Here is a 13,032-nt window from a genome sequence, read left to right as displayed (position 1 = left end):
CTCCGGCAGAAGCGAAGCCTAAACCTAGGGTGTACTCGACGCAGGCAGCACGCCATCCGGGCAAGACCTAAACGAAAAGGGGCGGCCAAGTGGCCGCCCCTTTGGTTCTCCCAGCGGATCTAGCCGACCGTTTCCGTCTTGACCGGGGTGCGACCGTAGACGTCTTCCAGGCGCTCGATATCGTCCTCGCCAAGGTAGCTGCCGGACTGCACCTCGATGATCTCCAGAGGGATCTTGCCGGGGTTGGCCAGGCGGTGCACCGAGGCGATCGGAATGTAGGTGGACTGGTTCTCGGTGAGCAGGAACACCTTGTCGTCACAGGTCACCTGGGCCGTGCCGGACACCACGATCCAGTGCTCGGCGCGGTGGTGGTGCATCTGCAGCGACAGCTGCGCGCCCGGTTTGACGGTGATGTGCTTGACCTGGTGACGGTTGCCGTTGTCCACCGAGTCATAGCTGCCCCATGGGCGATACACGGCGCAATGGCTCTGGGTTTCCTGGCGCCCCTGGGCGTCCAGCACGTTGACCAGCTTCTTGACGTCCTGCACGGCGTTCTTGTGGGCGATCATCACCGCGTCCTTGGTTTCGACCACCACCACGTCGTCCATGCCGATCAGGGTCACTAGCTTGGAGGTGCCGTGCACGAAGCTGTTGTGGCTGCTGTGGGTGACCACGTCGCCCTTGAGCACGTTGCCGTCGCTGTCCTTCTCGTGCACGTCCCACAGCGAGGACCAGCTGCCCACATCGTTCCAGCCGGCGGCCAGGGGCACCACGCAGGCGCGGCTGGTCTTCTCCATTACCGCATAGTCGATGGAGTTGTCCGGGCAGCACTCGAAGGTGCCGGCATCGATGGTCACCACCCCGGCGCTGGCCTTGCTGCGTTCCAGGGCCAGCACGCAGGTGTCGTAGATGTCCGGTTCGTGGGCGCGCAGTTCATCCAGGTAGCGGCTGGCGCGGAACAGGAACATGCCGCTGTTCCAGTAGTAGCCGCCGCTGCGCACGAACTCGGCAGCACGCACGGCGTCGGGCTTCTCGACGAACTGCATGACCCGATAGGCGCCCGGGATCAGGTCGTCGCCGTCTTCGCTACGGCCCGCCTTGATATAGCCGAAGCCGGTTTCCGGGCTGTTGGCGGGAATGCCGAACAGCACCATCTCGCCTTCCTCGGCGGCGATGCGCGCCAGCTCGAGGGCCTTGCGCAGGGCCAGCTCGTCGCTGATCACATGGTCGGCCGGCAGGATCAGCATCAGCTCGTCACGTCCTTCGGCGATCAGCTGCAGGGCGGCCATGGCCACCGCCGGTGCGGTGTTGCGGCCGAACGGCTCGAGCAGCATGCCTTGGGTGCTTACGCCGATCTTGCCGAGCTGCTCTTTAACGATGAAGCGGTGCTCGAGGTTGCACACCACCATCGGCTTCTGCATGCCGTCGAAGCTCAGACGCTGCAGGGTCTGCTGAAACAGCGAGAGCTCGCCGGTCAGGGCGAGGAACTGCTTGGGGTACAGCTTGCGCGAAAGTGGCCAGAGGCGCGAACCGCTACCGCCAGAGAGAATTACCGGAATCATTGGTTTGTCTCCATTCATATCCATTCAAATCTGAGCCATCCCGCGCCGACTCCGGCGCGGAGTGAACATCAGGACCAACCTCAAGGCAGTTGCCCGGAAAATAGCTGGGTGAGGTCCCCGCCGAGCCGATAGGTGCTCAGCGGCTCTATGGAACGACGCCACGCGTCCGTGCTCTCCGAGCACGAATACAGCGCGCAGTACGGTTCCAGCCAGGCGAAGCGGTTATTGCTCCGCAGATCCTCCAACGTCTGCGGATAACCGGTTTTCTCTTGAAATATTCCTGGATCCTGCAAGCCCGCCTGCATGCGCAGCGCCAGACGCTGAAGGGCTCCGTCGTTTTCCTGGCGCAGATCCAAGTCATTGGCCTGAGAGAAGGCCGCAATCATCATCAGCGGGCCCATGCTGTAGTTGTGGTAAGCGAGCGCGCGGGTCTGACGGGACAGCTCCAAGGGCAGGTAGCCGTCTTTATCCACTTGCTGCATGCCATGTCGATACTGCTCAACGGCCCAATCGAAGAGATCGCGCCGATCGAGCACCACGGCAGTGGCCATGACCGACCAGGCCGCCCAGTACTGGTGGTTGTTGCGCCGGTCCATGGGCTGAGCATCCCAGTCCTTCACGACCTGATCGGCCAACTGGCCCAGCCACTTCTCGATGGACGCAGATTGCTCGGCGTAGCCCTTGAGCGGCTGAGAGCGGGAGAACTGCAAGCGCAAGTAGGCACCTGCAATGCTTCCCAGCGCCCATTTGCGAACCGACTTGCCGGTATGGTTGTAGTTCTCGCTCAGCAGCGCCCCGGCTTGGGCCCAGCTGTGGAGCCAGGAGACGGCGCACTCGGCATAGGCCTGCTGGCCCGTGTCGAAGTAACGCTCGACCAGGCGATTGGTTCCTCCTTCGAGTTCGCGCACGTCACCGGTCAGACGCTCATAAGTGGCGGCCGCCACGAGGTTGAGCTTGTCACGGGCCGCATCGGAGCCGCTGTACTTGCTCGGGAAGTGCAGGTCACCGGTATAGGGCGTGGGCACGGAGGGACAACTGGGCACCTTGCCCTTCGGCGCCGCGGCACTCTTGAAGTAGCCGTCCGGCGGCACCAGCGCCGCCTTGCTGTCCCAGAAGCAGCCGCCAGCCAGCAGCGTTGCCAACACTAGCGCACCACGCAGTGCCATCGTCGTCAGCCGAACCACTCTCATGCCATGGCCTCAGTCGGACTTCACGGGGCGCTTGACCCACACCGGTGAAAGGTTGCCGGCGCTACCGGTGACATACAGGCTGACCACCTCGCCTCGCTCGACGACCAGCGGGCTGAGGTCGCTGACCTTCTGCTCGCCGGCGAAAAGCGCCAGACGCACTTTGACCGGATTGATCTCGCGGTCGCCGCGCCCCTTGCCGGCCACGGCCGGGATCACCTCGGTCTTGCCGTCTGCGGTCTTCAGGCTGACCGGGGTGTCGGACAGGTTCTGGACACGCACCAGGGCCTTCTGGCGGTTCTTGAAGGCCGGGTCCTCGACCAGCTTCAGCTCGCCGCTGGGCAGCTGTACCAGGGTGTAATACTGGTCGGCTTTGAGTTCCACCGGCAGGCTCTTGCCGGCGGCGCTGGCGCTGTAGCTGCCCGCGGGTAGGAAGGAAAAGTCGCTGCTGCCGCGCGGCTCCACTTCCTTGATGCTGACCGTGCCCAGGCTCAGGTCCAGTTCCGAGGAGCCGGCGTTGTAGGCCCGCACGAAGGCCGAGCCGGCCGGTGCGGTCGGGCCGTACAGACCGGCCTCGTCGGCCTGGACGCTGCCGACAGCGGCGGTGAAGCTCAGACCCAGTCCCAGGGCCAGTGTGCGAATGGAGGTATGCATGGTCATCTTCCTTCTTGAAGTAGTCATTGAGCCGCCAGCGGTTTGGCGGAGCCTTTCAGGGCCAGGCGCTCGGCCGAGTCCGGACCGGCCCGGAGCTGGGCCAGCCACTGCGCATCGAACTCGGTCAGGTCGCTCGGCATCGTCAGATAGCGTTCCGGGACTTCCCACAGCACCAGCTTGAGGCCGCGGGTTTCTTCCTCGCCCTTGGCCAGCAGGCGCAGCATTGGCACCAGCGGGCCATGGCCGTCCTCGGCATAGTTGTAGAGGTCGCTACCCAGCGACTGGCGCAGGGCGCCGAGGAAATTCCACTTCGGGTTGGCGCTGTAGCTGGTGCCGACCAGCGCCATCTGCGGGGAATTGCTGCCGAACAGGTCGCCACCCTCCTCACCCTGCTCGGTAACCCGCTTCTCGAGGGGCTCCTGGGCCGGTTGCAGGCTGACGAAGTAGGGATCGAGCGGCAGGTAGGTCAGCAGATCCCCCTTGTGGGTTTCGCTGCCAGTCACGCGGGTGCTGTAGCGTGTGTCGCCAGCCGGCCAGTTGCGCTCACGCAGGTAGTCAGCAACAGCGTCGGCCACCACGGCAGAGCCATAGGGCGTCCAGTGCGTGTCAGTGCGCAAGAAGACCTGTCCCTGGCGCTTGCCGGCTTCCAGCGCGGCCAACAGGTTAGGCCCCTGCAGACCGGTGCGCTGCATGCGCTGCTGGGCATCCTGATAGAGCTCCTGCTGCAGCTTGATCGGCTTCTGCTCGGCGAGGTACTCCGGATACAGACGGGCCTTGGCCGGCAGCAACAAGACCACCAGTTCGATGCCGCGGCGCTTGAACTCGCCCTGCACGCCCTGGATCAGCTGCCAGTTGTCGGTCAGCTGCTGCGCGTTGCTCGGCGGATTGAACTCCTCGGCGGTGTACAGCCATTCGTCACGGCCGACCACCACACCGGGCCGGCCTTCGCCGAACAGGCCGAATTCCAGCGCTGCCCAGGCATTGGTACCGAAATCCTTGAGCACGAAGCCCTTGTCGTAGTGCTTCTCGAAGGTGCTGGTCAGCTTGCCATCGACGATCGACGTATCGCTGGAGGCCGAGAAACTCAACGCCGCCGGCAGCGAGGACAGAGCCAGCCCCAGCATCACCAGGATGAAGGCCAGGCTATAGATGACGTTTGCGTATCGGGTCATGGCGGCCTCCTCAGAATTGGAAGTACAGGAAGGGAGAGAAGCTCTGCGCCGACAGCTTCATGACCGAAACGACGAACAGCAGGAGCAGCAGGATGCGCATCATCAGTACACGTGCATCCAGGGTGGCAGCGGCATCAGTCGCAGCGGTTATCGCGGCGGTGCCCGGCGCTTGCGGAGCGCCACGGCGCTGGAACTGTCGCAGACCACACCAGGCCATCACCGCGTAGGCCAGCGCCAGAGTGACCATCTGCAAGCTGGTCAGCTTGCTCAGGGTCAGGTCGGACAGCCCCCAGTCGGAGAAGCTGAACATCGCGGCATACATGCGCCAGGCCACGTCGAGGTTCTCGGCACGGAAGATCACCCAGCCGAGCACCACCAGCAGGAAGGTGAACGCCCAACGCCAGGGACGGATGTGATCAGGGGCCGCATCGACGCCAAAGGCACGTTCGATGGCCAACCACGCGCCATGCCAGGCGCCCCAGATCATGAAGGTCCAGTTTGCACCGTGCCAGAAGCCGCCAAGCAGCATGGTCAGGAATAGGTTGCGGTAGGTCTGGAAGGTGCTGCCACGGTTGCCGCCCATGCTGATGTACAGATAGTCGCGCAGCCAGGTGGACAGGCTGATGTGCCAGCGCCGCCAGAACTCAGTGATCGACTGGCTGATATAGGGCTGGTTGAAGTTCTCCATGAAGCGGAAGCCCATCATCAGGCCCAGGCCGATGGCCATGCAGCTGTAACCGGAGAAATCGAAGTACAGCTGAGCGGTATATGCGATGGCGCCCAACCAGGCCTCACCCGTGGTCGGGTTGGTCAGGCCGAAGCAATGGTCCACCACCGGCGCCAGGGTGTCGGCGATGAAAACCTTCTTGACGAAGCCCTGCATGAAGCGCGCGGCGCCCTCGGAGAACTTGTCGAAGCTGTGGGTACGATCGGTGAACTGGTCGGCCAGGTCCTTGTAACGCAGCACCGGACCGGCGATCAGCTGCGGGAACAGCGCGATGAAGGCGGCGAAGTCGATCGGATGGCGAGTCGCCTCCACGTCTCCCCGGTACACGTCGATCAGGTAGCTGAGCGACTGGAAGATGTAGAAGGAAATGCCGATCGGCAGTATCACGGCGGTCAGCACGAACGGCTCGAAGCCCATGGACTGCAGCGCCGTGTTGATGTTGGCCACGCCGAAGTTGGCGTATTTGAAGTAGCCCAGCACGCCGAGGTCGCCAGCTACCCCCAGGAGCATCCAGCGCTGCGCCTTGCGAGTGCGTACTCCAGCTTCGCCGATGCGGATGCCCAGCCAGTAGTTGAATGCGGTGACCGCGACGAACAGAAACAGAAAATCGACGCGCCACCACGCATAGAACGCGTAGCTGGCGACCAGCAACAACAGGTTCCGATAACGATTCCCGCACAGGTAATACAGCCCGAGAAAGGCCGGCAGGAACAGGAACAGGAACACGTTGGACGAGAAAACCATTTTATCCTCCTTGTGGCCTGCGCCAGCGGCGCAGGCCTATAGCTCAATCGGCCTGAGCCTGCATCTGGCCTGGTTGGCGCGGACAGACATTCACTTCTGCCTGGAGCCCTTTGGGCATATCCGCAGGCATGTCCAGGTCAAATGAGAGCAGCGTCTGCCCTGCTCCTTCCGCATCGTCCCGCAGGTTGAAAACGAAGCGCCCGTCACCCTCTACTTCACGAGTGCGCTCGATCTTCAGCTGCTCCTTGGAGCCGCTCATGTACCAGACGGTACCCTTGAGCAACTTGACGCCTTGCTGATTGAACTGGACGTCTGCCAGATAGCGCTCGCTGCGAATGGGCAGGACGCCGGAATTCACCAGGATTTCATTGCGCCCCGGTTGCAGCGTCACCTTCTTGCTCAATGTGGTCGACTTGTCCTTACAGCCATCAGCCAGCATCGGCATGATCTGCCGGTAGAAGATCGGCATGGAGATGTCGTAGTAGCTGGTGATTTCCCAGATCAGGATCTTCGGCGGCCGCTCCTGGAAGTCCTGGCTGCCGAGATACTGCAGCATCGCGCTGTGGAACCCGCCGCCGCTCACCGAACGGTTGTCGATATCGACGGCGGCCTGTTCCTTCAGGAAGCCGGAGAAGTTGTACTGCGGCGTACTGAAGCTGGTACCGGCCAGAATCACCTGCGGCAGCTCTTCGTCACCGAAGAGGTCGCTCGCCTCGTCCTTGGGCTCGGTGATGAAGCGGGTCACGTACTGGTTTTCATAGCTGTAGCCGCAGACCTTATGAAACGCCTGGTTGAGCGAGCCGATCTTGTAGCCCAGGCCATCCGGGCGACTGACGAACTCCTTGCGCGGGATGCTCTTGAATATCTCCGAACGGCGAAGCTCTTCGGCAACCAGTTTGGCGGCGAACTCGGCCCCGTATGGCGTCCAGTGGTGGTCGCGCTTGTAGAAGTAGGGTTTGTCCGCTTCGCCATGTTCTTCCAGCATGGGCGTCAGGTCCGGTACCAGAATGCCCAGCGAACGCATCTTCTCGATGACCTTGTGATAGTTGTCCTCTGCCAGATCGAACTCGAACATCTTGCGTGTCTCGGGGCTCAGCTTGTCGGCGTTGGCCATGCCCCGGGTCGGGATATAGACAATCATCAACTGGGTGCCCATGGCCTTGAGCCGGTCGCTCAACTGCTGCAAGTGGGCATAGCCTTCCGGCGTGGTGCCCATCTGGGTCATCAGGTCGGTCTTGGTCCGGAACAGCCAGTCCTCCTTGCCTTGCACCAACTTGCTGAAATCACTCATGTCGCCGGTGTAGGTGGCATCGTTGAGAGCCTGTGGGCAGATTTCACAGCACTTCTCGATGGCATATTGCGGTGCTGTCTGCTCGGCAAAGGCAGATTGAATCGCCAACATTCCGAGTGCCGCACCAATAGCTGTCTGACTGATAAAAAACTTACGATTCATTTGATCACCTCGCCTATTGGCGTTGAGCCAGTTTCTGCGACGGCAAGACGTGCACTGCTTTCTTCTGCCGAATCATCAGGTCGAGAATCTCGCTCTTGCCCTGAGCGAGCGCACCGAACATCCCCACACCCGAATCTTTGGTGGGCATCAGCATTTCCAAGCGAGAAAGCTTCACGCTGCGGGGGGCCACAACAGAAATGGCGCCGGACTGATTACCGATCAGCCGATCACCTATTACGTTCAATGACAGGTTCATGTCGAAGGGGTCGAGTTGAAGATCGCGCGGCGTGTGGGTGAGGTCCTTCACATGCCCGTAGACGCCCAACAAGCCATTGGCCATGGCAATGTTTTCGTACAGCGTCACGTCGTAACTGTTACGCACGCGGATGCCATGCCGTCCATTGCTGAAGGACCTGTTGCGCATCAGCAGGTTGTTGCCGCTCTCGTAAATCGTGATGCCGTCCGAGCCGTTTCGATAAACCTCGTTATTGGCCACCACGTTATTCACGCTGATCCGGTCGATCACGATCCCGGACAGGGTGTTTTCATAAGAGCGGTTGTTGATGATCCAGCTGTCGTTCACCTCGCGGGAAATGATGATTCCGTGCTTCTGCACCGTGCCATAAGCCGTATTGCCAGCAATGATCAGTCGGCGCGAACGGTCATGCGGGTCGATGCCGTAGACCAGGTTGTTCCGATAGGTGTTGTTGAGCAGCACGACATCGAAGGCCTCGTAGCAATAGAAGCCGTACCACATGTCGTCGAACATGGAGTTGATCAGCCAACCGGTAGGATGGTCGCGCTGCATGATCGGATGCATCGCCGGGCTGTACTGGGAAATCGACACGCCGTAAGACTTACTCGCCGTGTAACCCAGGCTGGAAACGACACTGTTGACGATATAGGTTTCGGTCCCACCCCAGGAGTTGAGGAACGGCCGGAAACGCCCCTTCTTGGCGAACCAGTCCTGGCTGTTGTCCTTTTCGCGCCAGGCGGTCAGGCGGCTGTCGGTAATGAACAGCTTGCCGTCGTTGATGAGGAAGGCGCCATGATCACTCGACAGCCTGAAGTCCTTGGCGCTCTTGTCGATATGAAAGGTCGCGCCCTGGTTCACCACGATCGGCCGGCGGGCGATATAGATACCCGGCTCGGTTTCCTCGAAGTACTTGGCAGGTAGTGCCTTCGCCAGATCCTTGGGCGTGACGTAGCCGCCGTCGATGAATATGACTTGCGGCATTTCACCCTGGCGTTTCAGCCACTCGCGGATACGTTCATCACCCCCGGTGAATTCCACCAGGGTGTTCTGCTCCAGCATGCGGCGCACAGCGATTGTGCCGGCAGGCTTGCGGACAATCTTTGCCTGCACCGCCTCGGCGGTGTAAGGGGTCAGGTCTGGAAATTTAGGTGGCGTGACTTCCAGCGATTCTGCCGGTGTGCCGGATACCTGATAGTCCTCCTGCACCTTTGCCGGATCGAATACCAGTCCCTTGATAGGAGCGCCATCCGCTCTGGCGATGGAGCTGAGTACGAACCCAAGTAGCAAGACGATTGCAACTATTGATCGACGCGCGTTCATTGCAAACCCCCTGTCTAGTAGCGCCAAACCACATCGAGAAATGCTCGATGCATTTTCGAATCGGCTTCATCGGCAAAAGCGTCTCCGGCAAAGAACAAGCCGCCACGGAAACGGACCAGGGCGGATTTGGCGCCCAGCCAACCGAGGGCAGGCGGAATACGCCCTTCATCGAAGTATCGAGTCAGTACCAGGTCGACCTCTTGGCCGATGTCCTTCTCGCCGGGAACCATGTTTGTCTGCAGTCCACTTTTGCTATCGAAGTCATCGTCGACCCGCCAGAAACGGTGATAGATGAGACTGGCGTCGTACTCGTTATCGATATTCCAACCGGCGAACAGGCTGGCCGCCTGCAGGTTGGTCATCTCACCGCGATAGGCCTCACCGAAACGGTTTATCGAGGACTTGGTTCCGGTGAAGTTGGAGCGATTGCTCTGCAGATCCGTTTGCAGGAACTGTTCTTCGGCGCCTCCCGATGCACGGGTATAGGTGGTGCCCACCCGCCAGGCGTCGTCGATGTTCCAGCGCAGCCCCAGGTCGAGTGCCCATGCATCGACATCCTCGCTGCGCTGCCCGGTAACCCGGCGTGCACCGCCCACCGACGAGCTTGTGAGATAGTCGAGATCGGCGTTCATCCAGGTAACGCTGGCCAAATAGCTCAGTGGGTTGATGCTGCGGTGGTTGTAGAAGTCGCCGTTGAACTCCACGCCCAGCCAGGTGGCTTCGCCGCTGTAGGTCTTGTCCAGATCGCCCAGCTCTTCACCGACCTGGTTGAGGTCGCCACTGTCATCGCTGTGGTGGAACTTGATTCCAGCCCAGTGACCAGGGCGCCATTGCCTGGCGATATCGGCCATGAAATGGACACGGTCCTCATCCTGCGGAGCCAGCTCATCGAGATCGGTGCGGTAATCGCTGAAGCGCTCCGCAACCCCAACATGGGCACTCAGCAGAGTGGTGTCGAAGGTCCAGCGCAGGGCCTCGATATTGCTGTCCCACCACAGGCCATCGGCGCTTCTGATTTTCTGCCGGCCCAAGCGCAGCGACTCACCGGGGTAGGCCGTCAAGCCGGAGTAGTCGACCCAGAACTCGTGGAGCGCGAGAAACTTGTCGTCCCGCTCGCGGGCGTCGTCGGGGTCGAATGTGTCCGACTCGCTGGTATCGGATTCGATGACGTCGGTGGCCGCAAAGGCCTCGCCGAGCACGTAACCGCTCCAGTCACCCGAGCGATGGAAGACCCAAGGGCGCAGGCTGATACCCGCTCCGTTGAAGTCACCGCCATCACGGGTACCCAAGTCCTGATCTTCGATACTTTGCCCGGTGATCTTTACGTTGGCCCCATAAGACAGGCCCGATGGCAACTCGGCCGCGTGCAGCGAGGCGACGGAACATCCGGAAGCCCAAATCAGCAGAGCAATTGATCGTTTGGATACTGTCATAGCATTCCCTGCGTACTGTTTGTCTTGAGGGTGGCGCTGACCTGCTCTTGACCACGCGCACGCATTTCGCCCTGGGATAGCTCCAGAGCCTTGGCGATTTCCGCCGAGTTCATGCTGGGCGCAAGACGGTCAATCAGGACCTGGCCGTAAGGCAGGCCACCTTGCTTGGCCAAATTGGCAAACGAATAGGCATAGACCTTGTTGATCTTCACCCCCTGGCCGTCGCTGAAGAGCCTGGCCAGATCAATGTCGGACTGGACATCACCCGCGCGCGCCGCGATCAGGTAGTGCTCGAGCGCTTTCTCCGGCTGGATCTGGCCCAGTTGGCCGCCCGCGTACAGCTTGCCCAGGAAGTAGTTGGACCTGGGCTCCAGGGGGGCCGACATCAGCAGGTATTTTTCCGCGGCAACCGGGTCGGCCGGGATGACTTTCCCGCGCAGGTAGAGACGTCCCAACATGTAGGCCGCTCGATTGATCCCTGCATCCAGCCCTTTCTGCAGATAGGCGTGGATCTCGTCCGGGCTCTCGACCAGCTGGGGATAGCGGATGGACAGTTCCGCCAGGTCGCACCAGGCATCGGGGAAGGTCGGGGCGATCGCCACATAGAGGCCCTTGGCCGCCTCCGGGTCGGGTTGTCCGGCATCGCTGCCGACCAGGGCCTTGGCCACGTCGCGCATCGTCTCCGGAGGCAGGCGGCCGGACTCGAACTCCGACTGCATGCGCTCCAGCAGGGCGGCCTGCTCGTCGCCACGCCCCTGGCTGCGATAGACCACCGCCAGCTCGGCATAGCACTCGCTAACCTGGGCAAGCCAGCGCTGGCACGTCTGCTCGATCTCCGCGACGTGCTGCTGATAGTCGCCACGGGCGCGGTACAGAAGGATCTTGCCGAGCTGAGCCTCGGCGACCCCCTGCCCCTCCCAGAGATTGAGCTGACGCTCGATCTCCGGGTCCTGGGCGCCCAGGGGCCCAGTCAGCTTGACGCGAACCCAGGGCAGCACGGTGCTCGTGTCGCCCAACTGCAGCCCGCGACGCAGCAGCTGATCCGCCTCATCGCGTTCTTGTGCAGAGATGTCCGGCTTGCTGGCCAGCCATTTGCCGAGGCGAGTAGGTGCCAAAGGAGACTTCTCCATGGCATCGCGATACATCTGCTCGCCCTTGGCCTGCTTTTCCTTGGAGGGGCTTTTGATCAGCAGATCAGCGAGACCTATCTGCGCATCGACATAGCCAAGCTCCGCCAGGGGGCGGAAATTGGCCTCTGCCGTTTCCGTATCCCCGCGGAACTTCGCATCCTTGGCCAGCTGCAGATCCGGTGTCGAACATCCCACCAACAAACTGCAACCCAGCAGCATGACCCTGTTCATTTGCCGGCCGCCACGGTGGTGCGGGTCCACAGACCATCGAACGGCTGAATGCGCACATCGACCGGACGTTTGACCAGCACGTTATCCAGTGGGTCACGGGGCGTGATCATGACGCGGATGTCGGAAGCCAGACCGCCGTCCTGCAGGGCCATGCTGGTGATGGTGCCCGCGCGCGGGGTCTGTTCGCCGCCGACCAGGAAGTCCACCGGAGTGCCCGGCTGCAGGTCTGCAAAAGCACGGTAAGGGAAGCGCGCCTCCACACTGGCCACGCTATCCAGCGGCGCCAGGGTGAATACCGTGGTTCCTTTGGCGGCTACCTGGCCGTCGCCCACCAACTGCGCCACGACACGGCACTCGCAAGGACTGGTCAGGGTGCCCTGGATGTTCTTGCTGAACAGACGCTCCAGGTTCTCCGGGGTCATTTCCGATTCCGGCAGGATGTTCTTCAGCGCATCGAGCATGGTGGCCGAGTAGGTCGCGACCGGAGCCCCCTTCTTCACCACGTCACCGATCTTCACCAGGCTCTGCACGGAGCCCTCGCGAGGCATGGCCACTTCCTGACCAGGCACGACCACCTGGGCAGAGTCGGCATGGGTGATGAAGTAGATGTCGTACAGCTGGTACAGGATGTAGCTGCACGCCGCGACGCCGACCAGGAAGATGCCCATGCTCAGGCTCACTGCACGCAGACGCCCGAACAGGCCGGTCGGCGCACCGTCGACGCCTTTGCGCGGCTTGGTGAAGTTTTCCCGCTGCAAGGTGCTGATCAGATCACCGGCGTTGATGAGCTCGCCGCTGAGGAAGGCGCTGATCAGGTAGCGCAGCGTCGCGATCTCGCGCGGGCGCAGGTGGTGGAACTCGCAGCCGGCGCGTTTGCCGCCGAGCGAACGCACCTGGAACTCGACATCCATGTTGAAGCCGATGCCTTCGACCTCGAACATCAGCTTGCCACGGCAGTACTGCCCTTCGGTGAGCAGGTTGTTACCCGGATGGAAGGAGAAGCCGCCTACCGACAGATCGAGCAGCTGAGCCTCCAGTTCCTGGCCCTGCTGGGTGAAGTAGCGGATCTTCGCCGGCAGCTTGAGGCGCGCGTACTGGCGCTGGGCTTCGGCTTCGTGAACCACGTTGCTGTTGATGCTGGGGCTGATCACTGCGCTCATATT

10 protein-coding genes are annotated in these 13,032 nt (G+C 61.6%); all 10 read right to left on the bottom strand.

The features are described from left to right. Positions 1-119: 119 nt before the first annotated feature. Positions 120-1,562 carry a mannose-1-phosphate guanylyltransferase/mannose-6-phosphate isomerase gene (locus tag N7607_RS17465; protein WP_279866524.1) on the bottom strand — a complete coding sequence of 481 codons (1,443 nt, stop codon included), beginning with the start codon at positions 1,560-1,562 and terminating at the stop codon, positions 120-122. Between the two features lie 80 nt (positions 1,563-1,642). Next, positions 1,643-2,752, bottom strand: coding sequence for a mannuronate-specific alginate lyase (locus N7607_RS17460; RefSeq protein ID WP_279866523.1), 1,110 nt, complete (start codon positions 2,750-2,752; stop codon positions 1,643-1,645). Positions 2,753-2,761: 9 nt separating this feature from the next. Further along, entirely contained in the window at positions 2,762-3,409 is a 648-nt protein-coding gene (locus tag N7607_RS17455; RefSeq protein WP_279866522.1) for an alginate O-acetyltransferase AlgF, read from the bottom strand. A gap of 17 nt (positions 3,410-3,426) precedes the next feature. Beyond that, on the bottom strand, positions 3,427-4,575 hold the full coding sequence (locus N7607_RS17450; RefSeq protein ID WP_279866521.1) for an alginate O-acetyltransferase: 1,149 nt from the start codon (positions 4,573-4,575) through the stop codon (positions 3,427-3,429). 10 nt (positions 4,576-4,585) lie between these two features. Continuing rightward, the gene (locus N7607_RS17445; RefSeq protein ID WP_279866520.1) at positions 4,586-6,046 is read right to left on the bottom strand and encodes an MBOAT family protein; all 1,461 of its coding nucleotides are present in this window, start codon (positions 6,044-6,046) and stop codon (positions 4,586-4,588) included. 43 nt (positions 6,047-6,089) lie between these two features. After that, positions 6,090-7,448 carry an alginate biosynthesis protein AlgX gene (locus N7607_RS17440; RefSeq protein WP_279866519.1) on the bottom strand — a complete coding sequence of 453 codons (1,359 nt, stop codon included), beginning with the start codon at positions 7,446-7,448 and terminating at the stop codon, positions 6,090-6,092. A 64-nt stretch (positions 7,449-7,512) separates the two neighbouring features. Then, positions 7,513-9,075 carry a mannuronan 5-epimerase AlgG gene (gene algG, locus N7607_RS17435; protein ID WP_279866518.1) on the bottom strand — a complete coding sequence of 521 codons (1,563 nt, stop codon included), beginning with the start codon at positions 9,073-9,075 and terminating at the stop codon, positions 7,513-7,515. A 14-nt stretch (positions 9,076-9,089) separates the two neighbouring features. Further along, positions 9,090-10,508 carry an alginate export family protein gene (locus N7607_RS17430; RefSeq protein ID WP_279866517.1) on the bottom strand — a complete coding sequence of 473 codons (1,419 nt, stop codon included), beginning with the start codon at positions 10,506-10,508 and terminating at the stop codon, positions 9,090-9,092. Next, positions 10,505-11,857, bottom strand: coding sequence for an alginate biosynthesis protein AlgK (locus N7607_RS17425; RefSeq protein WP_279866516.1), 1,353 nt, complete (start codon positions 11,855-11,857; stop codon positions 10,505-10,507). The genes N7607_RS17430 and N7607_RS17425 overlap by 4 nt, the downstream gene beginning before the upstream one ends. An 8-nt stretch (positions 11,858-11,865) precedes the next feature. Then, on the bottom strand, positions 11,866-13,029 hold the full coding sequence (locus tag N7607_RS17420; RefSeq protein ID WP_279866515.1) for an HlyD family efflux transporter periplasmic adaptor subunit: 1,164 nt from the start codon (positions 13,027-13,029) through the stop codon (positions 11,866-11,868). Between the last annotated feature and the right edge of the window lie 3 nt (positions 13,030-13,032).

The organism is Pseudomonas sp. GD04019, from assembly GCF_029837695.1.
Lineage (GTDB): Bacteria > Pseudomonadota > Gammaproteobacteria > Pseudomonadales > Pseudomonadaceae > Aquipseudomonas.
This window is presented reverse-complemented; position numbering and strand designations above follow the sequence as displayed.